At 61.1% G+C, this 22,650-nt stretch carries 15 protein-coding genes and 2 tRNA genes; 11 read left to right on the top strand and 6 right to left on the bottom strand.

Annotated features, from left to right (window positions below):
• The first annotated feature begins 26 nt into the window (after positions 1–26).
• Together MAXJ12_RS18760 and MAXJ12_RS18755 are read left to right on the top strand one after the other, a co-directional pair.
• A complete protein-coding gene (locus tag MAXJ12_RS18760; RefSeq protein ID WP_008837536.1) occupies positions 27–5,777 on the top strand; it encodes a hybrid sensor histidine kinase/response regulator in 5,751 nt (1,916 codons plus the stop codon).
• A 32-nt stretch (positions 5,778–5,809) separates the two neighbouring features.
• Entirely contained in the window at positions 5,810–7,885 is a 2,076-nt protein-coding gene (locus tag MAXJ12_RS18755; protein WP_139043945.1) for a response regulator, read from the top strand.
• Here the strand turns inward: MAXJ12_RS18755 and arsK are convergent.
• The 3 genes from arsK to MAXJ12_RS18740 are packed head-to-tail and all read right to left on the bottom strand — an operon-like array spanning position 7,882 to position 10,939.
• Positions 7,882–9,123, bottom strand: coding sequence for an arsenite efflux MFS transporter ArsK (arsK, locus tag MAXJ12_RS18750; RefSeq protein ID WP_008837534.1), 1,242 nt, complete (start codon positions 9,121–9,123; stop codon positions 7,882–7,884). The two genes, MAXJ12_RS18755 and arsK, sit on opposite strands and share 4 nt — an antisense overlap.
• Complete coding sequence (locus MAXJ12_RS18745; protein WP_008837533.1) at positions 9,120–10,565, bottom strand: NAD(P)-binding domain-containing protein; 1,446 nt, start codon at positions 10,563–10,565, stop codon at positions 9,120–9,122. Before MAXJ12_RS18745 ends, arsK begins: the two co-directional genes overlap by 4 nt.
• Before the next feature lie 53 nt (positions 10,566–10,618).
• Positions 10,619–10,939: an ArsR/SmtB family transcription factor gene (locus MAXJ12_RS18740; RefSeq protein ID WP_008837532.1), complete on the bottom strand. Its 321-nt coding sequence runs from the start codon at positions 10,937–10,939 to the stop codon at positions 10,619–10,621.
• A 365-nt stretch (positions 10,940–11,304) separates the two neighbouring features.
• Between MAXJ12_RS18740 and MAXJ12_RS18735 the strand changes: the two genes are divergently transcribed.
• The 3 genes from MAXJ12_RS18735 to MAXJ12_RS18725 all read left to right on the top strand — a co-directional run bounded on the left by MAXJ12_RS18735 (position 11,305) and on the right by MAXJ12_RS18725 (position 14,099).
• On the top strand, positions 11,305–11,619 hold the full coding sequence (locus tag MAXJ12_RS18735) for a co-chaperone GroES (RefSeq protein WP_008837531.1): 315 nt from the start codon (positions 11,305–11,307) through the stop codon (positions 11,617–11,619).
• Positions 11,620–11,674: 55 nt separating this feature from the next.
• A complete protein-coding gene (groL, locus tag MAXJ12_RS18730) occupies positions 11,675–13,306 on the top strand; it encodes a chaperonin GroEL (protein ID WP_008837530.1) in 1,632 nt (543 codons plus the stop codon).
• A gap of 118 nt (positions 13,307–13,424) precedes the next feature.
• Complete coding sequence (locus tag MAXJ12_RS18725) at positions 13,425–14,099, top strand: adenylate/guanylate cyclase domain-containing protein (RefSeq protein WP_008837529.1); 675 nt, start codon at positions 13,425–13,427, stop codon at positions 14,097–14,099.
• Between the two features lie 22 nt (positions 14,100–14,121).
• On the opposite strand, the gene MAXJ12_RS18720 is transcribed toward MAXJ12_RS18725, so the two are convergent.
• Positions 14,122–15,738 (bottom strand): glycoside hydrolase family 43 protein, encoded by a 1,617-nt coding sequence (locus MAXJ12_RS18720; protein WP_008837528.1) that lies wholly within the window; start codon positions 15,736–15,738, stop codon positions 14,122–14,124.
• Between the two features lie 292 nt (positions 15,739–16,030).
• Here MAXJ12_RS18720 and MAXJ12_RS18715 point away from each other — a divergent pair.
• The 3 genes from MAXJ12_RS18715 to MAXJ12_RS18705 all read left to right on the top strand — a co-directional run bounded on the left by MAXJ12_RS18715 (position 16,031) and on the right by MAXJ12_RS18705 (position 16,570).
• Positions 16,031–16,107, top strand: a tRNA-Pro gene (locus MAXJ12_RS18715).
• A gap of 28 nt (positions 16,108–16,135) precedes the next feature.
• A complete protein-coding gene (locus tag MAXJ12_RS18710) occupies positions 16,136–16,441 on the top strand; it encodes an ETC complex I subunit (RefSeq protein WP_008837526.1) in 306 nt (101 codons plus the stop codon).
• Positions 16,442–16,493: 52 nt separating this feature from the next.
• Positions 16,494–16,570, top strand: a tRNA-Arg gene (locus tag MAXJ12_RS18705).
• A 977-nt stretch (positions 16,571–17,547) separates the two neighbouring features.
• Here MAXJ12_RS18705 and MAXJ12_RS36870 read toward each other — a convergent pair.
• Complete coding sequence (locus MAXJ12_RS36870) at positions 17,548–17,928, bottom strand: hypothetical protein (RefSeq protein WP_139043943.1); 381 nt, start codon at positions 17,926–17,928, stop codon at positions 17,548–17,550.
• Between the two features lie 647 nt (positions 17,929–18,575).
• Between MAXJ12_RS36870 and MAXJ12_RS18700 the strand changes: the two genes are divergently transcribed.
• The 3 genes from MAXJ12_RS18700 (at position 18,576) to MAXJ12_RS35325 (ending at position 21,780) form a co-directional block, all read left to right on the top strand.
• Complete coding sequence (locus MAXJ12_RS18700) at positions 18,576–18,935, top strand: hypothetical protein (RefSeq protein WP_008837525.1); 360 nt, start codon at positions 18,576–18,578, stop codon at positions 18,933–18,935.
• 568 nt (positions 18,936–19,503) lie between these two features.
• A complete protein-coding gene (locus tag MAXJ12_RS18695) occupies positions 19,504–21,426 on the top strand; it encodes an ATP-dependent helicase (protein ID WP_085983993.1) in 1,923 nt (640 codons plus the stop codon).
• Positions 21,427–21,477: 51 nt separating this feature from the next.
• Positions 21,478–21,780, top strand: coding sequence for a 4-fold beta flower protein (locus tag MAXJ12_RS35325; protein WP_085983992.1), 303 nt, complete (start codon positions 21,478–21,480; stop codon positions 21,778–21,780).
• A gap of 191 nt (positions 21,781–21,971) precedes the next feature.
• Here MAXJ12_RS35325 and MAXJ12_RS18685 read toward each other — a convergent pair.
• On the bottom strand, positions 21,972–22,650 hold a 679-nt coding region (locus MAXJ12_RS18685), incomplete at its 5' end, for an IS5/IS1182 family transposase (RefSeq protein WP_008837522.1).

The raw sequence follows: 22,650 nt of genomic DNA, 5'->3' as shown, positions 1-22,650 counted from the left end.
TTTCAAGCAACCCCGGGGAGCAAGCCATGAACATCGAGGCTCCACGGGAACAGCTTGACCGCCGCCAGATTCTGATGGCCCTGCGGGCATTTCGCCGCGGCGATTTTTCGGTCCGCCTCGTCAACGATTATGACGGGCTGGATTCGGAGATCGCCGAAACCTTCAACGAAATCGTCGAACTAAACGACCAGCTCACCCGCGAATTCGAGCGTCTTTCGCGCGTCGTCGGCAAGGATGGCCGCATCGGCGAGCGCGGCCATGTCCGCAACGCCACCGGCTCGTGGGAATCGGGCGTCCGCTCGGTCAACGACCTGATCGAAGATATGGTACAGCCAACCGCCGAAGTGGCGCGCGTCATTGGGGCGGTCGCCAAGGGCGATCTCTCGCAGACGATGATGGTCGAGATCGACGGCCGGCCGCTGCGCGGCGAATTCCTGCGGATCGGCAAGATCGTCAACACCATGGTGGGGCAGCTCGCCTCCTTCGCTTCCGAAGTGACGCGCGTGGCGCGTGAGGTCGGCACCGAAGGCAAGCTCGGCGGCCAGGCCAAGGTGAAAGGCGTGGCCGGCACCTGGAAGGATCTGACCGACAACGTGAACGCCATGGCGACCAACCTCACCGGCCAGGTGCGAAACATCGCCGAGGTGACCACGGCCGTCGCTTCGGGAGACTTGTCGAAGAAGATCACTGTCGATGTGAAAGGCGAGATCCTCGAACTGAAAAACACCATCAACACCATGGTGGACCAGCTCAACTCCTTCGCTTCCGAAGTGACGCGCGTGGCGCGTGAGGTCGGCACCGAAGGCAAGCTCGGCGGCCAGGCGCGCGTGGAAGGCGTCGGCGGCACCTGGAAGGACCTGACCGACAACGTCAATCTGATGGCCGACAACCTGACCGGCCAGGTCCGCAACATCGCGGAAGTGACAACCGCGGTCGCCTCGGGCGACCTGTCGAAGAAGATCACCGTCGACGTGAAGGGCGAAATCCTCGAGCTGAAAAACACCATCAATACGATGGTCGACCAGCTCAACTCCTTCGCCTCTGAAGTGACGCGCGTGGCGCGTGAGGTCGGCACGGAAGGCAAGCTCGGCGGCCAGGCCCAGGTGCGCGGCGTCGGCGGCACCTGGAAGGATTTGACCGACAACGTCAACCTGATGGCTGAGAACCTGACCGGCCAAGTGCGCAACATCGCCGATGTGACCACCGCAGTCGCGTCTGGCGACCTGTCGAAGAAGATCACCGTCGCCGTTAAGGGCGAAATCCTGGAGCTGAAGGACACCATCAACACGATGGTCGACCAGCTCAATTCATTCGCATCGGAGGTGACGCGCGTCGCCCGCGAAGTCGGCACCGAGGGCAAGCTCGGCGGCCAGGCGGAAGTGAAGGGCGTCGCCGGCACCTGGAAGGATCTGACCGACAACGTCAATCTGATGGCCGCCAATCTGACCGGCCAGGTGCGCAACATTGCCGAAGTGACTACCGCGGTGGCGCGCGGCGATCTTTCCAAGAAGATCACCGTCGACGTGAAGGGCGAAATCCTCGAGCTGAAGGATACCGTCAACACGATGGTGGACCAGCTCAATTCGTTTGCATCGGAAGTCACCCGCGTTGCCCGCGAAGTCGGCGCGGAGGGTAAGCTCGGCGGCCAGGCGCATGTCGAGGGCGTCGCCGGCACCTGGAAGGATCTGACCGACAACGTCAACGCCATGGCGGGAAATCTGACCGTGCAGCTGCGCGACGTGTCCAAAGTCGCGACCGCGATCGCCACCGGCGACCTGACGCAGAAGATCACCGTCGATGCGCAAGGTGAAATCCTGCAGATCAAGGACGTGACCAACACCATGGTCGACCAGCTCAACTCCTTCGCATCGGAGGTAACGCGCGTCGCCCGCGAGGTCGGCACCGACGGCAAACTTGGCGGCCAGGCCCAGGTGCGCGGCGTCGCCGGCACCTGGAAGGATCTGACCGACAACGTCAACGCCATGGCAGCCAACCTGACCGGCCAGGTGCGCAACATCGCCGAAGTGACCACCGCGGTCGCGCTAGGCGACTTGTCCAAGAAGATCACCGTCGACGTGCGCGGCGAAATTCTCGAGCTCAAGGACACCATCAACACGATGGTCGACCAGCTGAACTCCTTTGCCTCGGAAGTGACGCGCGTGGCGCGCGAGGTGGGTTCCGACGGCAAGCTCGGCGGACAGGCGCAGGTGCGCGGGGTGGCCGGCACCTGGAAGGACCTGACCGACAATGTGAACTCCATGGCCCAGAACCTCACCGGCCAGGTGCGCAACATCGCGGAGGTGACCACCGCCGTGGCGCGCGGCGACCTTTCCAAGAAGATCACCGTCGACGTGAAGGGCGAAATCCTCGAGCTGAAATCGACCATCAACACCATGGTCGATCAGCTCAACTCCTTTGCCGGCGAGGTGACGCGCGTGGCGCGCGAAGTCGGCACCGAAGGCAAGCTCGGCGGCCAGGCCCGCGTCGAGGGCGTCGCCGGCACCTGGAAGGACCTGACCGACAACGTCAATTTGATGGCGACCAACCTCACAAACCAGGTGCGCGGCATCGCCGACGTCGTCACGGCCGTGGCGCAGGGCAATCTGAAGCGCAAGCTCACCGTCGACGCCAAGGGCGAGATCGCCTCGCTTGCCGATACGATCAACGGCATGATCGAGACGCTCGCGATCTTCGCCGACCAGGTGACCAACGTGGCGCGCGAGGTCGGCATCGAAGGCAAGCTCGGCGGACAGGCGCGCGTGCCGGGCGCAGCCGGCCTGTGGCGCGACCTGACCGACAACGTCAACCAGCTCGCCGCCAACCTGACGACGCAGGTGCGCGCCATTGCCGAAGTGTCGACCGCCGTCACCAAGGGCGACCTGACCCGCTCCATCGCCGTCGAGGCATCCGGCGAGGTCGCGGCGCTGAAAGACAACATCAACGAGATGATCCGCAATTTGAAGGATCAGACGCTGAAGAACGCGGAGCAGGACTGGCTGAAGACCAACCTCGCCCGCTTCTCGCGCATGCTGCAGGGCGAGCGCGACCTCACCACTGTGTCGCGCCTGATCATGTCGGAGCTGGCGCCGCTGGTGAACGCGCAATATGGCGTGTTCTATGTCGCCAGCCGCGACGAGAACGAAACCTATCTCGAGCTCGCCGCCAGCTACGGGGCAGAGAGCTCGACGACCATCAAGCAGCGCCTCGATCTGCGCGAAGGCCTGATCGGCCAGAGCGCCGCCGACAAGCGCGCCATACTGCTCGACAATGTGCCCGAAAACTTCGTGCGCATCACCTCCGGGCTCGGCGACGCCGGGCCTGCCAATGTCATCATCCTGCCGGCGTTGTTCGAGGACGACGTCAAGGCGGTCATCGAACTCGCTTCCTTCGGCGAGTTCCGCGACACCCACCAATCCTTCCTCAACCAGTTGATGGAGTCGGTCGGCATCGTCCTGAACACGATCGCGGCGACGATGCGAACGGAGGGCCTGCTGAAGCAGTCGCAATTGCTCACCGCCGAGCTGCAGGCGCGCCAGAGCGAATTGACCAAGAAGCAGGAGGAACTGCACGCCACAAACGAAGAGCTGCAGGAAAAGGCGCAGCTTCTCGAAAACGAGAAGAAGCAGGTCGAAACCAAGAACCTCGAGATCGAAATGGCGCGCCGTGCGCTGGAGGAAAAGGCCGAGCAGCTTGCGCTCACCTCCAAATACAAATCGGAGTTCCTGGCCAATATGAGCCACGAACTGCGCACGCCGCTCAATTCGCTCCTGATCCTGTCGAAGCTGCTCGCCAGCAACCAGCAGGGTAACCTCAATGAAAAGCAGGTCGATTTCGCGCGCACCATCAACTCGGCTGGAACGGACCTGCTCAGCCTCATCAACGACATTCTCGATCTGTCGAAGATCGAGTCCGGCACGGTGTCGATAGAAGTCGGCGATATGCCGCTCGCCCATCTGCGGCAGCACATGGAACGCACATTCCGGCAGCTCGCTTCCGACAAGGGCCTGGGCTTCAGCATCAATGTCGATCCGAAGCTGCCCGAAACCGTCAGGACCGACGAGAAGCGGCTGCAGCAGATCGTTCTGAATCTTCTGTCGAACGCCTTCAAGTTCACCTCCGAAGGCAGCGTCGTGCTCAACTTCACCGCGATCCCGGGCGGCAGCGGCAACGGCATCGTCAAACCCGCAAACGACGCGCTGGCCATCTCCGTGACCGATACCGGCATCGGCATTCCCAAGGACAAGCAGAAGCTGATCTTCGAAGCGTTCCAGCAGGCCGATGGCACCACCAGCCGCAAATATGGCGGCACCGGCCTGGGCCTCTCTATCAGCCGTGAGATCGCTCGCCTTCTCGGCGGCGAACTCCGCGTCGAAAGCAAGCCCGGCAAAGGCTCGACCTTCACGCTCGTCATACCCTTCGACGGCCCGCGCGCGGCTGTGACCACGATCTCGCTGCCGGAATCCACGCCGCAGATTGCCCCTCCCGCTCCTCCCGTGCAGGAACCGGAAAAATCTGTCGAATTCAACGACGATCGAGATTCGATCATGCCCGGAGATCGCGTCGTACTCATCGTCGAAGACGATCCGACCTTCGGCGAGATCCTGCTTGATCTCGCCCGCTCTTCCGGCCTGAAGGGCGTGCTGTCCACCGCCGGTTCGGGAACGCTGGCGCTGGCGCGCAGATTGATGCCCGACGCCATCACGCTCGACCTCGGTCTCTCCGACATCGACGGCTGGGTGCTGTTCGACCTTCTGCGTCACGACCCCAAGACGAAAGGGATTCCGATTTCAGTCATATCGGGCGCTGATCATCTCGATACGCTCATTCGCCAGGGCGCAACAAGCGTATCGACCAAGCCGGTGGCGCAAGAAGAGCTGGCGCAGGTGTTCCGGGACATCCACCGGCGCAAGGTCAGGACGCAACGCAAGGTTCTGGTCGTCGACGCCGACCCTGACCGGCGGCTGTCGCTGGTCGACGAAATACGCGACGGCGTCACGTCGGTCACGGCAATCGGACGCCTGGCTGCCAACGCCGACGACATGGATCTTTCCGGCTATGACGCGATCGTGCTCGGATTCGGGCGCAACCCGAAAGAGAACACACAGTTGGCGGCTGGTTTGTCGCAACATCTGGGCGACCTCATCTCCAAAGTGCTGATCTTCGCGCCCAATGCCGATGCGCTGGAACCTGCGCTCGCGCAGAACCCTGACCTGTCCGGTCGGCCGCGGGCGGAGAATTTCGCGCAGCTGATCGTGCTGATGGCGGCGGCACTGCCGAGCATGGAAGGCGACGGCTCGACGACGGACGACAATGAGTGGTCCACGGTCACCGGCAATGCGGATCTCGCCGGAGCAAAGGTGCTGATCGTCGACGACGATATCCGAAACATCTATTCGCTGACCAGCGTGCTTGAAACCTATGGGATCCAGGTGCTCCATGCCGAACGGGGACGGGACGGCATCGCGATTCTCGAGCAGACGCCCGACACGGCGGTCGCACTGGTCGACATCATGATGCCGGAGATGGACGGGTACGAGACTATGCGCGAAATCCGCAAGCGGCCGGCTATTGCCGACATCCCGCTGATTTCGGTGACGGCCAAGGCGATGAAGGGCGACCGGCAAAAATGCCTCGAAGCGGGCGCTTCCGACTACATCGCCAAGCCGGTCGACCTCGACCTCCTGCTGGCGCTGCTTCGCGTCTGGGTCGGCCGTTCGCGTGAGCGGACCGGCCTCCCGCGCGCAGCCGGCGGCGAAACAATGGCCGCCGTCAACTGATGAGCCAAGGTCGTCAGGTCAGGAAGCCGAAGATGAGCGACGCCAAAGCCGCGGTCAGTGCGGCTGCCGCCGCGTCGGAGCCCGCCACGATGGAGCGAACGAAAGTCCTCGTCGTCGATGACGACGAGCGCAATTTGCAGGCGATCAGCGTCGTGCTGGAGGAAATAGCCGAGATCGTCTGCGCACGTTCTGGCGAGGAGGCCCTGCGCTTCCTGCTGAAGGACGAGTTCGCCGTCATCCTGCTCGACGTTTTCATGCCCGGATTGGACGGCTATGAGACGGCCGGGTTCATTCGCCAGCGCGAGCAGTCCAAGCGCACGCCGATCATCTTCCTGACGGCGATCAACAAGGAAGACGCGCATATGCTCCGCGGCTACGACGCCGGCGCGGTCGACTACGTCTTCAAGCCGTTCGACCCGGTCATGCTGCAATCGAAGGTCGCGGTTTTCGTCGACCTGTTCGAGAAGACCCGCGAGATCAAGCATCAGGCAGAGATCGAACAGCGCCTGATGGAGGAAAATCTCCGCGCCAAGTCGGAGAGGCTGCTGGCCGAGCAGGCGCTGCGCCGGTCCGAGGAGCGCCAGGAAGCCATTTTGCGGTCCGTCCCGATCTGCTTCCATTCCCGCGACATCGACCCGCCCTTCGGCGCGCGCTTCGTCAGCGAGGCGGTCGAGCGGCTGACCGGCTTTCCGCCTGAGCGCCTGACGGAAGAGCCGGAGTTCGGGCTGAGCCGGGTTCATCCGGATGACCTGCCCCGTTTGACCAGGGCGCTGAACGGCGCGCGCGAAACGGGCTCATACACCTGCGAATTCCGCTGGCGCTGCGCCGACGGCAGCTACCGCAACTTTCTCGACCAAGGCGTTCTCTCGACCGACGAGGACGGCAAGCCGACGGAGATACTGGGCACGTTGCTCGATATCACCGAGCGGCGGCAACTCGAAGACCAACTCATGCATTCGCAGCGGCTGGATGCCATCGGCAAGCTTACGGGAGGCGTCGCGCATGATTTCAACAATCTGCTCGCCGCCATCTTGAGCGGGCTCGGACTGCTGGAGCGCAGGGTTCCGGCAACCGAGGAAACAACCCAGATCGTCCAGATGATACGCCATGCCGCCAAGCAGGGCACCGAGCTGATCAACCGCATGCTTGCCTTCTCTCGCCGCCAACGGCTGAAGCCGGACACGGTCCACCTCACCCATCTCGGGGAGACGATGAACGGGCTCGTGGCGCCGGTTCTCGGCGGCTTGGTGCGCTTGGACTGGCAGGTCGACGAGAGCGTGTGGCCTGCCTATGTCGACACCGGACAGCTGGAACTCGCTCTTTTGAACCTGATCTTCAATGCCCGCGACGCAATGCCGTCCGGCGGCACGATAACTGTGCGCGGCTCCAACAGGACCGTCGAGTACGATCTGGAGGATCTGCCGGCCGGCGACTATGCCGTGCTGACCGTCGAAGACACCGGCATGGGCATCTCGCCGGATCTGCTGGCCAAGGTCATCGAACCGTTCTTCACCACCAAGGATGTAGGCAAGGGTACGGGGTTGGGTCTGAGCACCGTCTATGGCTTCGCGAAACAGTCGGGCGGCACGTTGCGCATCGAAAGTGTCGTCGACAGCGGAACCGCCATGCACATATGGCTGCCGCGATCCTTGCAGGAACCGGCTTCCCCTCCGATTACGCCGAAGGCTGAGGACAAGCAGTGGCCCCGCACCGGCAAGGAGTCTCCGGTCATCCTGCTCGTGGACGACAGCATCAACCTGCGTGAACTGACCGCCCACGTGCTGCGCGACAACGGCTTCAGCGTCGTCAGCGCCGGCGGCGGCGCCGAGGCTCTCAGCCTGCTCGAACGCGAGCCGCAGAAGTTCGACCTGATCCTGACCGATTTCGCCATGCCGCTGGTTTCAGGCCTCGACGTTATCCGCTTTGCGCGCAGCCTACGCGCCGACTGGCCGGCCATCATCATCAGCGGCTATGCCGACGCCCACGCCGTCGCCGACCGCCCGGGAGATGTGATGCTTCTAAGCAAACCCTTCACCGACGCCGCGCTGATAGAAAGCATCCAGACCGCCCTGATGAAACCCGCCGCTGCTGCCCGGGCGTCCAGCTAACCAGGCCTGCCTTCCATCGCGAGTTGAGCTCTGCCGCTCCGCGGCCTTCGGCACATGAACGCGACGCCTGCGAAGGCGATCAGGCCGAGCGCGCCCATGGCCGCCAGCCAGCCCAATGCCGCGGCTGTGCCTCCGAGCGCGATCATCATCGAAAGAGCGAACGGCGCGACCGAGGATGAAAGCTGGCGCGCGGCGGACACCCAGCCCAGCCGGGCGCCATAGCCCTGCCTGCCGAAGAGTTCGAGCGGCAGCGTTCCACCAACGATGCTGGTCAGGCCTGAGCCGAGCCCGAACAGGATCACGAAGGCAAGGCCGCCGGCCAACATCGGCGACGTCAAAAGGAGGATGCCGAGGCCGATCGGAAGCAGGCCGGCGGCGATCACAGCCAGCCTTGTCTGCGCCAGCCGCCCGCCGAAGACCATATTGGTCAGGCGGCTCAGAACCTGCGCCGGACCAAACAGGGTGGTGACGAACACGCCCGCTGCTCCGAACCCAAGCGCTGCCGTCAGCGGCACCATGTGCACCAGCACGGAGGAGAGAACGAAGCCCTCGATGGCGAAGCCGGCGAGCATGAGCAGGAATATCCAGGGTCGGCCGATTGCGCGTCCATTGTCCTCGACGCCTGGCAATGGTTGCGCGGCATTCTCGCTCGCCGATTTGATCTCGGTTCGGACCGGAAGGCGGGCAAGCCAGATGTGGATCGGCAGGCACAGAAAAAGATTGAGAGCTGCGAAGACGAAATAGACCTCGCGCCAGTCCAGATGCGCATGCAGCGCCGCCGTCAGCGGCCAGAACAGGGTCGAGGCGAAGCCGGCGATCAAGGTGAGATGCGTGATGCTGCGTTGCGCGCCCTGCCCTCCGATTTGCACGATTGCCGCAAAGGCTGTGCTGTAAAGGACGAACGAGGCCGCGATCTCCAGAATGATCAGCGCCACCACGAATGTCGGACCTGTCGGGGCAAGCGCCGATGCAACGAACGCCAAGGCGGCAAACACCGATCCGAATGCCATCAGGCGGCCGGCGCCGAAGCGGTCCGCCCAATGCCCGGCCACAGGCGCTACGATCGCTCCGGCGAGAAGCGACGCCGACAGCGCACCGAAAATCCACTGCTCGGGCCACCCGAAATCGGCGGCCATTGCCGGCGCAAGAATGCTGAACCCGTAGTAGAGCGTGCCGTAGCCTACGATCTGGGTGAGCCCCAGCGCCCAGATGACCGCGGCCGGCGTCTTCTGTGTCATTCGGCGGGTTCCATCGACTTGTCCAGGGCGTTCGCTTTTATGCCTGCCGATCTGTCGCCGCAACCGCAGCCGGCGCGGCCCTCTGCCTTGGCGTCCGCATCGGCAACGCAGCATGCGTCGACCTGTTTCGGCGCGGGTCCGCCGCAGCATCCGGCCGAAGCCTTCTCTCCATTTGACGACGCTGGCGCGGCGCTGCAGACGCCGGTTTCCGGCAGGACGAGGCGCACCTCGCGCGCGGCCCGATGGTCGCCGGCGATTTCGGCGACCACGGAGCGGACCTGCTCATAGCCGGTCGCCATCAGGAAGGTCGGCGCGCGGCCATAGGATTTGGAGCCGACGATGGTGAAGCCCGCCTCGGGATGGGCGAGTTCGTCTATGCCATGCGGCGGGACCGTGCCGCAGGAATGAAGGTTCGGGTCGATGAGCGGAGCAAGCGTCGGCGGCGCTTCGACAGCCGGATCGAGCGCGACGCGGATTTCGCTCAGGAATGACAGGTCGGGCCGGAATCCCGTCGCGACGACGATGCGGTCCACCGACAGGCTGAAGGGCTTTCCGGCCAGCATCGCCTCGATCGTGAGACCGTCGCCCGTCATGTCGATGCGCTCCACCGAGAACGGAGCCAGCATGTTCATGCTGCCGTTCTCGATCGCCCGCTTGGCGGCCAGGCCAAGCGCACCACGCTCCGGCAACTGGTCGTTCAGTCCTCCGCCGAGAAGCTTCGCGACGCTGTTTCGGCGGAGCGCCCAGAAAATCTCCGTGCCCGGCGCCTCATCTTGAAGTTCCATCAGCGCGAGCGCGACGTTGATTGCGGAATGTCCGCCGCCGATCACGAGCACGCGTTTTCCTGCGTAATCGTTCCTGCGCGGACCGATCACGTCCGGAATGCCATAGGCGATCCGGCCTCCTGCCTCGCGCTCGCCCGGAACGGGCAGGCCGTCGACGCCGATCGGATTGGGTCGCGACCAGGTTCCCGATGCGTCGATCACGGCACGGGCAAGAATGCGGTGCTCCCCATCCGCGTCCTGATAGCGGACGACGAATGCCGACTCCTGCCTGCCTTCATTGGAGATCTTGTCGTGTCCCCGGCGTGTGATCGCGGTGACGGTCGCGCCGAGCTTCAGGTGGGGCGCGATCTGCGGAAGCGCCGCCAGCGGCGCAAGATAGTCCCTGACAATCTCCGATCCGGTCGGCAACGCCGCGTCGTCCGGCCCTCGCCAGCCGGATTGCTCAAGCACCGACCGTGCCGCCGCATCGATATTGTAGCGCCATGGTGAAAACACCCGGACATGCCCCCATTCGAGCAGCGTCGAGCCGACCGTCTCGCCGCGCTCGAAGACAATCGGCGTCAAGCCGCGCGATACCAGATGGGCAGCCGCCCCCAGGCCAACGGGGCCGGCGCCGACGATCGCGACAGGAAGTTCTCCGTTCAAAGTCATGACCATATCTTCGATCCTTCTGGTATCTTCGAATTAACAAGTCAAAAAAAATGCCGCCCTCATGCGACTGCTTTCTTCGCCACTGGCGGGCAGGTTCCGTCGGCGCAGCATTCGTCGGCCAGATAGCCGATCAGCGCCTGCATGCCGGGATAATGGGCGCGGCAGATCAGTGTCGTCGCCTGCCGCTCCTGCGTCACCAGCCCGGTATCGACCAGGCGCTTCAAATGATGCGAGAGCGTCGAGGCAGCGATGTCCAGCTTTTCCTGGAGGCGCCCGACCGGCAACCCCTCCTCGCCAGCGCGAACGAGGGTGCGGTAAAGTTGAAGCCGGGTCGGATTTCCCAGCGCTTCGAGTTGATCGGCTGCTTTTTCGAGTTTCATGGAAGTACCATATAGCCAGCCTTTGCGGGCTGTCAATAGAATTTCGATGAAACTCGAAATAGAGTGGCGGCGCAACCGGGCAGTCAGCCTCGGCGGCCTTGCCTGCTCGGACGCAGCTGCCAAGCAGGAATGTGCAAACAGTTGCCTCCATCGATGCCCGCAGAACCGTGGGATCACGGCGCATTTGGCACTCGATGGCCATGAGTGCTAAAATTTTCGCTGATCCCTCTTGAAAGCCGAAAATGGCTGAATTAGCTCGATATCTGCGCGATGCCTGAACAAGGGTCGCAGCTCCCCGCACTGCCCGATATTGCCGGTCCGGTGCGCAGGAACCTCAAAAACTGTTTGTCCATGAGGAGAACACCATGACGTTCCGTCCATTGCATGACCGTATCCTGGTCCGCCGCGTCGAGGTCGACGAAAAGACGGCTGGAGGCATCATCATTCCCGACACCGCCAAGGAGAAGCCGCAGGAAGGTGAAGTCATCGCCGCCGGACCCGGCGCGCGCAACGAAGCCGGGCAGCTTCAGCCGCTCGACGTCACGGTCGGGGACCGCATCCTGTTCGGCAAATGGTCCGGCACCGAGATCAAGTTGAATGGCGAGGATCTGCTCATCATGAAGGAAAGCGACGTGATGGGCGTGATCGAGAAGACCGCTGAGCTGAAGAGCGCCGCCTGACGGCTTCTGACGAACCATCAGTCAATGAAAGCTGCCTATTTGAAGGAGTGATCCAATGGCTGCCAAGGAAGTGAAATTCCACACCGACGCACGCGAGAAGATGCTGCGCGGCGTCGATATCCTCGCCAACGCCGTGAAGGTGACGCTCGGCCCCAAGGGCCGCAATGTCGTCATGGACAAATCATTCGGCGCACCGCGCATCACCAAGGACGGCGTGACTGTCGCCAAGGAAATCGAGCTTGAGGACAAGTTCGAGAATATGGGCGCGCAGATGGTCCGCGAAGTCGCCTCCAAGACCAGCGACATCGCCGGCGACGGCACCACAACCGCGACCGTGCTCGCCCAGGCCATCGTCAGGGAAGGCGCCAAGGCCGTTGCTGCCGGCATGAACCCGATGGACCTGAAGCGCGGCATCGACAAGGCCGTGGAAGCGGTTGTTGCCGAACTGAAAGGCAATGCCCGCAAGGTCACCAACAATGACGAGATCGCGCAGGTCGGCACGATCTCGGCCAATGGCGATACCGAAATCGGCCGTTTCCTTGCCGAAGCGATGCAGAAGGTCGGCAATGAAGGCGTGATCACTGTCGAGGAAGCCAAGACGGCCGAGACCGAGCTCGAGGTTGTCGAGGGCATGCAGTTCGACCGCGGCTATCTCTCGCCCTACTTCATCACCAACCAGGACAAGATGCGCGTCGAGCTGGAAGAGCCGTACGTGCTGATCCATGAGAAGAAGCTGTCGAACCTGCAGGCGCTGCTTCCCGTCCTGGAAGCGGTGGTCCAGTCCAGCAAGCCGCTGCTGATCATCGCCGAAGACGTCGAGGGCGAGGCTCTGGCGACGCTGGTGGTCAACAAGCTGCGCGGCGGGCTCAAGGTCGCGGCCGTCAAGGCCCCGGGCTTCGGCGATCGCCGCAAGGCCATGCTGGAAGACATCGCGATCCTGACCGGCGGCACCGCCATCAGCGAAGATCTCGGCATCAAGCTGGAGAACGTCACGCTGGAGATGCTCGGCCGCGCCAAGAAGGTGGTGGTCGAGAAGGAGAACACCACCATCGTCGACGGGGCCGGCCGCAAGGACGAGATCCAGGGCCGCGTCACGCAGATCAAGGCGCAGATCGAGGAGACCACCTCGGACTACGACCGCGAGAAGCTGCAGGAGCGGTTGGCCAAGCTCGCCGGCGGCGTTGCCGTCATCCGCGTCGGCGGCTCCACCGAGATCGAGGTCAAGGAACGCAAGGACCGGGTCGACGACGCGCTGCATGCGACGCGTGCCGCTGTCGAAGAAGGCATCCTGCCGGGCGGCGGCGTGGCGCTGCTCAGGGCCGCCAAGGCACTCGACACGGTTGAGGTGGACAATCCCGACCAGAAGACCGGCGTCGACATCGTGCGGAAAGCGATTGAATCGCCTATCCGCCAGATCGCCGAGAACGCCGGGGCGGAAGGCTCCATCATCGTCGGCAAATTGCGCGAGAAAACCGAATTCGCCTTCGGCTGGAACGCGCAGACCAACGAGTTTGGAGACCTCTACGGCCAGGGCGTGATCGATCCGGCCAAGGTGGTGCGCACGGCGCTCCAGGATGCAGCTTCGGTCGCAGGCCTGCTGGTGACCACGGAGGCAATGGTGGCCGAGAAGCCGAAGAAGGAAGCGCCTGCGCCGCAGATGCCTGCCGGCGGCGGCATGGATTTCTAGCACGGCGAAGGTCCACGCCCCATCGCGGGGCGTGGACCCGCCAGACATGCGGATCTGGTCTGCAGCAATACCCTCCGGCGGTGTTTGAACCGTGTGCGATCGGCGTTAAGTAGCTCCGATGGACCGAGATACGAGCCCGACACGGAGTTCCGCCGACGCGGCGGCCACCGTAGCATTCATAGACCTTGCCGGATTCAGCGCCATTGCGGACGTCTATGGAGACGCGGCCGCGATCGACGTGCTCGAGATTTTCGAGAAAATGGTCCGCGAAGCGCTGCGTGGGTACGGACCGCCGATCAAATGGATCGGCGATGAGGCGATGCTCTCGTTTCCGGAGCCGGAAAACGCGATCCAGGTTCTTGGGACGCTGTTGCAGGCATGCCGACAAGAGCCGCGCCTGCCGCTAACGCGCGCAGGGCTGAACCATGGGCAGGTCATCCGCAGGGGGAATGATCTCTTCGGGTCGACCGTCAACATAGCAGCGCGCATCGCCGCGCTTGCAGGCCCCGGCCAGTTGCTTGCTACCCAGCCCATTGCCGAGACTGCGGCCGCCAAAGGCATCATGGTGCATGATCTCGGAAAGAAGGCGCTTCGATCGGTAGCCGATGAAGTCCCTCTTTACGAGATCGAGCTTGCTCCATCGCCGGACCCCGCCTGGATCGATCCGGTATGCAAGATGCATGCCCCCTACGCATCGTACCGGCGGGCTGCTCCGGACGGGCCGTGGTTTTGTTCGCCCCAATGTGAAGAGGCGTATCGGAAGTCGCCGCAGACTTATCCGTTGCCTCGTTGAGAGACAGTTCAACCCGCCCGCGTCAACTCTCGCGCCTGGTATAGGCGAAATAGTCAAAATCGGCCGGCATCCCGGAGCCGCTGGTGTCGAAAGCGGCCATGCCGATGAAGGCGCCGGTGAAGGAGCCATGCTCGCCGCGGCCGCCCTCGTCGGAAATGACGCTTGCGTCCAGCACCGGTCCGGCCTTCGCCCAGTCGCCGCCACCTTCCCGATACCAGAACTGCAGCGTGTCATCGGCCGCCTCCACGGCGAGGCCGACCGGGCCGTCCCCACGGAGCGGCAGCGGATCGGCGAGCGGAAAGTCCAGCTTGCCGTTCGGCCAGTCACCGGGGCAGGACAGGATGGTGAGCACGCGCCCCCGGCGCGCGTCATGGGTGACGGCCAGGAAATGGAACTTGTGGCGGTTGTAGTAGTGCGTCAGCCCGGCCGCCTGCTGGAAATTCTCCGGCGCAAAGGCGAGTTCGGTTTCGGCGCGGAACGATAAATCCTCCTGCCGTCGGGCGACCAGCGCCTGCTCGTACCAACTGCCGATCGATTCGCGCCCGAAGAGGCGCAGCGCGCCGGGTTTTTCCGACAGCGAGAAAAGCCGCTCGGGATATGGCGTGCGCAGCCACTGGAAATCGAGCGGCAGCTCCGGCCCGTCGAAATCATGCCGGATCGTCTCGGGGCGCGGTCTTCGCGTAACCGCAACCGGCGCCGGAACCTCGACCTCCGGTACGGGTCCGCCCTTCTCGAGCCGCAGCCAGCCGTCCTCGCTCCAGACGCATTTCTGGATCGCCGTCTCGCGGCCGAGCGGCGAGCGCCGCACTCCCGGCAAAGGCCGTGAGCAGAGATGGGTATGATAGACTGCGCCTTCCGGCGTCTCGACGATCTGGCCGTGGCCGGCGCGCTGCAGCACTGCCTCCGGCGCGTCCTTCGAGGTGATGACGTGAATGTCGGGGTGAAGCTCGTACGGGCCGCCGATATCGCGCGAGCGGGCCATGGTGACGGCGTGGCCGTAACCGGTGCCGCCTTCGGCGGTGGTGAGATAGTACCAGCCGTCGCGCTTCAAGAGATGCGGCCCCTCGACCAGCCCGTGCGGGCTGCCGGCAAAGACGTTCCTGACCGATCCGACGAGCTTCTTCGCCGCCGGGTCGTATTCCTGCAGAAGGATGCCAGCGAAGGACGGATGTTTCGGGCTGCCGCCGACGCCGGTGGAAATATGGTTCCAGACCATGTTGAGGAACCATTTCCTGCCGTCGTCGTCATGAAAGAGCGACGGGTCGAAGCCGCTCGAATTGACGTAGACCGGATCCGACCACGGGCCTTCGATCGAAGGCGCGGTCACGATGTAGTTGTGCGCATCCTTGAAATTGCCGTCGAGCCGCTTGACGTCAGTATAGACCAGCCAGAACAGCCCGTCGGCATAGGACAGGCACGGCGCCCATATGCCGCCGGAATCGGGGTTGCCACGCAGGTCGAGCTGAGCGGCGCGATCGAGAGGGCGCTTCATCAGCCGCCAGTTCACGAGATCGGTCGAATGGTGGATCTGGACACCCGGATACCATTCGAAGGTCGAGGTTGCGATGAAGTAGTCCGGTCCGACGCGGCAGATCGACGGGTCGGGGTTGAAACCGGGTAGAATCGGATTTCGGATCATTCGGTGTCGCCTGTTGATTGCGGGCCGAAGCTCTTACTAACGCGTCGGTCCGTCGCCGCAAAGACCTCGATGGCTTCATCGCCCCGGAATGATTTCTTCCGGGCGAATTCCATCGCGAATCGCTAGTCAAATCCGAGAACAAATGTTTTGGCGCCGGTGGGGCTGCCATGCGGATTTCGGGCCAATCCGTATCGATCGAGACGATTTTTCCCTATTTTTGGCGCGGACACGCTGTTCTGGCCTTGCGCCAGAACAGCGGAAACTCTAGGGAATTCAGCGCCGAACGTCGGCACGGAGTGTAGCGCAGCCTGGTAGCGCATCTGGTTTGGGACCAGAGGGTCGCAGGTTCGAATCCTGCCACTCCGACCAGCGACTCGAACCGGATGATGAGGCATTGATGTCCGCGCGCATTTTCAGCCCCGCCAAGACCGCGATGCAGTCGGGGAAGGCCAAGACCGGCTTCTGGGTTCTCGAATTCGACGCCGAAGAGCCGCGCAAGATCGACCCGCTGATGGGCTACACGTCATCCGGCGACATGAAGAGCCAGATCCGCCTCACCTTCAATTCGAAGGAAGAGGCCGTCGCCTATGCGCAGAAGCACGGGATCGACTTCCGGGTGCAGGAGCCGAAGGAAGCCAAGCGCCGGCAGATTTCCTATGCGGAGAATTTCCGCTATGACCGCAAGATCCCCTGGACGCATTGAGCGCGAATTCTCGCGCCAGGCGCCGAGGACGCCGGCCGCAAGGGCGGCACGCGGTCCCGTAGCTCAGCTGGATAGAGCACCGGCCTTCTAAGCCGATGGTCACAGGTTCGAATCCTGTCGGGATCGCCAACATTTTCAAGGGCTTAGCGTTTCTGCTGATTCGTCAAGGCTCGCTATAGGCTCTCTGCGACGCCTGCGCTAATTGGTGTTCTTAGGCGCCAAAGCTCTGGGGGACGCGACTCGCTCAAACTCAAAGCGCGAAAAGCAGGAACTGGCTCGTTAACCCTCATCACCCGCAAGCGAGAGCCGATCGCGAGCGCGCCCTCAACAGCGCTGTAGCGAGCGAGCGGCGGTTCGGTGGTTACCTGCGTTTCCGGTAGCCAGGTTCTGACTCAATTACGAATCTAGCCGGCTTTGAAAGCTGTGTCGTTGTGAAGCTCGTGCACGGTCATCATCGGTGTTCATTGTCGGGATGCAGAACGGAAGCGGGACGATGAGGGACACACTTGCGATTCTGGAAAGTCGGACATCCTAGACGGATGCAGAACCATAGAAAAAGGCCTCGCGTAAGCGAGGCCTTTTGAGCACCCAAAGCACTTCACGCAAATTCTGCTACCTGTTCGCCGGCAATAGGAGCGCCCAGGCACCGGCCAATTCTATTGGCCATACCTTCCGGATCCAAAGCGACGAGATTGAGCAGCAACACGTTTGCCGTGTCTGGAGACCGTCTACCGGCCTCCCACGACTTCAACACGTGTAGATCGAATCCGTACCGTCCGGCAAACTGCCTTTGGGAAAGCCCTAGTTCAGATCGCAGGGTACGAATGGTATTGGCATCAAAGACAGGTAGACCGCCGCCTCGGCGCCTATTTACATCTTCGATGACCTGCAAACAGGAATTTACAACTCTATCCATAACCATTTCCTCTCGGTAGCGTTTCAGAATTGTGCCCGAGAGGTACAGTAACATAATACAAATGTTATGTAAAAACCGCTAATAAATCTTGAATTGTTCTTAGCCTGAGGACTCACAAAGCCTATCAGATTCCAGAATTGACTAGACACTTGTGCGCGGAGGCCGATTTTCGTTGAAAATCTGTCTGCCATCAGCTCTCAACCTTGGTTAGCGCTCGGAAAACGGCGCTTGCCGTCGCGGACAGTATGTCTTTGTGTTCATTCCAGGGGACTTCATGTCCAAGGCACGACGACATATTAAAGAGGTAAACTGGCTGATCTGGTCCGAGATATAGATGCAAGGTGCATGCCTCCAACCAAGCACCAGACAACCCACGTATTTTCCAAGAACGGACATAGAAGCCAGCCAAGGGTATATTGAAGTCTTGATGGCTTAGGCCGAGAAAGTTATGACCAAAAGTAGGATTCTTTTGTATGCGATTCTTGATATTCTCAATTTCAACTTCCGGAAATCCGGTCAAGCAGGCGTCTTGGACAAACTGTGGCAATTCTCTGATCTCAACCTCACCCATCTCCGACTCCTATCTTAGGATCACAATGTGACCCCGACGGTGTCATGAGTCAAGATCATGCGGATGCCGCGATAATTCGTCCGCGTGCCGATGCTCCTTTGGAAGTCGGGTATCCTGCTCATACGGAGCGACTATCATTGATCACGCTGCCGCCAAATCGTGCGGCTGCTGATGTTTGAGGTTCCACTGACGCCGGGTGTGTCGTCGTGCTCGTCAGCCTCGTTGTCGTTGTCGTTGTCGTTGTCCCGACTTCGATAGCTAATGAGTGTCTGTAGATGCTTCTCTACGCGTCGATTTCTCGAGAAGTTGGACGATAATGTTCAATAATTTCGACAACTTAGCATTCTAGTTGATTTTTCAAGGCTCGCTATAGGCTCTCTGCGCCTCCTGCCCTAATCGGTGTCTGTATGCCGACGAGGGTTAAGACTTACCAGTTCCTGCTTTTCGCGCATTGAGTTTTGAGCGAGTCGCGTCCCCCAGAGCTTTGGCGCAAGCGAGAGCCGATCGCGAGCGCGCCCTCAACAGCGCTGTAGCGAGCGAGCGGCGGTTCGGGAGAGACCGGCAGGATCAGCTCGCCGACCTGCGCTTGCGGTCTATGCAGTTGGTGGTTATAGTGAGCAATTGATACTCACTGGGGGATACAACTAATGATTAAAACTAAGCATGCGGTGCGTCGCCTGGCGTTCACCGCCGGATTGGCCGTGGCGGCAATGGTCGCGTCACCGGCCTATGCCTTCGAACTCAGCGACGGCACCTACGTCGCCAAATTCCCGAGACTAAGAAATGCGTGTGGAAATCTCACAATTACGGACAATGGCAGCAAGATCAAATACACCGCAGGAGAATGCGGTGGGACAACGACCTACCGGCGCAACGGCTCCTTTGACGGGGAGACGATTTCCATTCAGGCGGCGCGACTGAAGCTCAGTGGCTCTTCGTCAAATAATATCTCGGGACGCTGGAGCTTAGGGAAATATGTCGCCAAACTCAGCTTTAATCGCCAGTGACTATCGCCAAATGAAGAAGGAGTAGGGGCGTGAAAATAGTTACTGTTCTTTATTTGGCTTTGGCAACTTCCCTGTTGCCCGCCTCGCTTGCCTACAGTGCCGAGCGGTCATGCTCGGATGAACTGAAAGCATGTTACCAGAGGTGTGCAGGGCCCTACGGCTACACGGGGAAAACGCTGGCACTATGCAAGAAAAAAGGCTGCGATGTTATGTTCACGAAATCGTGCATGAAGACCGGCATCTGGAAGGTCACGAAACAGAACAGAATAGTGACCGGCCTCAAAAAGAAATAATACAGTCGACTCAGCTCCGGCAACCAGCCGGAGTTTTTTTATTGCCAGAATCCTTCGGGATGAAGAACGGAGTGGAGTTTCCTTGCTTCCTTCGCCTTCGAAGCCTCTATAAGTGCAAGCACATGTTTCTTCCGCATGTGGTGATTGTTTCGAGGAGTGGGACGATGAGGGGCACATGTAGTCACGAAATGCTGACCACGCATCTCGTGTTGGGTGAGAAGGTCGAGCACGCTGGATCGTGGTGCAACAAAGTTAGATGAGTTAAGCTATATTCTATGGCTTGGAACGACAATCTCCCCCAAAACAGCCCCGCGTTCGAAATAGCTGCATCTGGACACAACCGTATTCGGGTTCTGGCCGGCCCTGGTGCCGGCAAATCCTTCGCCATGAAAAGGCGAGTTGCCCGGCTACTCGAGGTTGAGCAGATCGATTCGGCGCAGATACTAGCCGTCACTTTCACAAGGGTAGCAGCAGAGGACCTACACCGAGAGCTGGTGTCTTTGGAGGTGCCTGGCGCTGGCGGTCTACACGGTCGCACGTTGCATAGCCTCGCGATGTCCATACTGATGCGAAATCATGTGCTCGCGGTCTTGGGAAGAACACCTCGACCCCTCAACGAGTACGAACTCGAGCCCCTGCTGGCCGACCTCGGCAATCATCACGGCAACAAGCACGCCCGCAAGAGACTGATACGCGCCTACGGCGCTGCTTGGGCTCGTCTCCAAACCCAAGAGCCCGGGTTTGCACGGTCACCTGCCGATCAGGCGTTTGCTGACGAACTCGTTGAATGGCTGACACTGCATGAAGCTATGCTTATGGACGAGGTTATTCCTCACCTCTTTCAGTACCTTCGAGGCAATCCTGGGGCGCCAGAACGTGCCGAATATTCGCACCTGCTTATCGACGAATACCAAGACCTAAATCGTGCAGAACAAGATTCCCTTCAGTTCCTCGGAGAGAACAGTTCTATCTGCATAATTGGGGATGATGATCAATCCATCTACAGCTTTCGTCATGCGCACCCCGACGGCATCCGCCATTGGGCGGTGCTTCATCCGACCGACGAGCACGCGATCGCAGAATGTAGACGCTGCCCAACCACCGTCGTGAGGATGGCCAACACGTTGATCGCACGCAATGCCGGCAGGCTTGGTGGAGCAATGACCGAGCGAGCAGCCAATGGACCCGGCGAGGTCGTGGTTTGCCAGTTCGGAACGGCTGAACAAGAGGCAACTGCAGTTGCCACGAAAATCGCTTCTCTGATTGAGGCCGGCGTACCGCCGCGTGAGATCATCGTCCTCGCACAGCGGCGAACGTTTGCCTCACCGATTTTCCACCGACTCCGCGCCGATGGCATTCCGACGAAGTCCTACTATGCCGAGTCAGCCCTTGACACGGTCGAAGCACAGGAACGCTTTGCAATATTGAAGTTGCTGCTCAACAACGAGGATCGTGTGGCACTTCGCTGGCTCCTTGGTCGCGGTCATCCAAACTGGCACACAAACCCATACCGACGTGTACTGGAACACGTCAGGCAGACTGGTACATCCCTGTGGGAAGCCCTAACTTCGCTATCGGACGGGATACTCGTCATCCCCTACACCGGGGCACTAGTAGATCGCTTTGAGGAAATCAAAGCAGAGTTGGAGGTCCTCGGGGCATCCGCGGATTTTGATGATTTTCTTCAGCAATGGCTTCCAGACAACCCCGAAACCGAGTTGCTGAGCGAGACGGTGACACTTTGCCGAGAAGGCATAGACAATCCTGCAGACCTGTTCGGTGCTTTGTACGATGCGATCTCTCAGCCGGAGGTGCCATTGGAAGTCGCTGAAGTCAGGGTGATGAGTCTGCACAAGAGCAAGGGCCTGAGTTCCCCATATGTCTTCATTGTGGGGTGTGTAGAAGGTCTCTTGCCGGCTCAACTTGGACCTGAAACCAGTCCCGAAGATCGGCTCGCGAAGCTGCAGGAAGACAGGCGCCTCTTCTATGTAGGCATCACTCGGGTGAAGTCCGACCTGCCCAATCGGACCGGCTACCTAGCGCTTACCTATCCACAGACTATGGTCGCGTCTGAAGCATTCAGCAGTCAGATTGCTCCGGTCCGCGTGCGACGCGGCATTGCGTACTTGCAGCCAAGCCGTTTTCTCGCGGAGATAGCTCCTCATGCGCCAGCGCCTCAGTTCAATTCCCCATTGTAATTTCTTGGACTTATGCTGCGTGGTACAATTCAAGGTAGGATCACAAGCGCTATGACCGATTATTTATATGAGCAAGCAGGTAACGCCGTAGGCTTTCGCCGAGGGCGCTTTATCTACGACATGCATGGGAATGCCGTAGGTCAAATCAAGGGAACTCATGTCCACAGACTTTCCGGCAGCTACGTGGGTGAACTTGAAGGCGACATGGTGCTCAACAAGCATCTCGGAAAATTTGGGAATATCGGAAACCCGGGGAATCCTGGCAACGCTGGCAATCCCGGAAACCCGGGCAATCGCGGTAACCGGGGCTACAGTGGGTACCCAGATGTCTTTCATAAGCTCCTCGATAAATGAACTTGGCTGGCCAGCGACAGTTCGTCCCTGTCCATCTGGACAGCTCGAACTACCGCCGTTTCCTGGCGCCAAGGGCCAAAGAATGGGTGCGAACCGTTGAAGCCGGCTGCTCGATACCAGCAGCCCGGCCCTTTGGGCCCGATTGATTGGTGGTTTCGGCCTTGCGGCGGCGGTTTCCGCGGCTGTCGCCTTCATGCGGGCGCAGTTCGCCCCTGGTGCCAGACAAAGCGGGTGAGATTGTAGGCGAGATTGGCCATGCCGATCTTGGTGCGTGCGCGGGCAATGCCGATCGTGCGCACGAACAGTCCCATGCGGGATTTCTGGTGCGCGAAGACATGCTCAACGAAAGCGCGGATTTTTGAGCGCCGGCCATTGGCCCGGGATGTCGCATCGCTCATCGGCCGACCCTTCGGCTTCTTGTGGTGGATGTCGGAACGGTAGCCGTTCTTCTCCAGCCACGCCTCGTTCTTCTTCGAGCGATAGGCGGTGTCGGCCCACACCGTCGAGCCGGTGTTGGTCTTGTCCAGCACGTTGCACAGCTGCGCCCCGTCATAGGCCGAGGCGCCGGTGACGTTCCAGCCGCGGATGAAGCCGTGCCGGCGATCGATTGAGGCATGGTTTTTGTAGCCGAAGGCGGGAACGGCAATATCGCGCTGCTTCGTCTTTCCCTCCTCATCGGCCTTGGCCTTCGAGAACTTCACCGTCCAGCGCGCGTCGCTGTCCTTCTGTCGCAGTTTGTCTGGTTTGTTCTTCCATGCCTCCGGCACCTTGCCCGCCTTGATGTCGGCCTTTTCAGCATCGGAATTGCGCTGCTTCGGCGCCGCCACGATCGTGGCGTCGACGATCTGCCCGCCCATCGCCAGATAGCCG

This window comes from Mesorhizobium alhagi CCNWXJ12-2, from assembly GCF_000236565.1.
GTDB classification, from domain to species: domain Bacteria; phylum Pseudomonadota; class Alphaproteobacteria; order Rhizobiales; family Rhizobiaceae; genus Allomesorhizobium; species Allomesorhizobium alhagi.
Note: the sequence above shows the minus strand (reverse complement) of the source record. Positions and strands in the feature narration are given on the sequence as shown.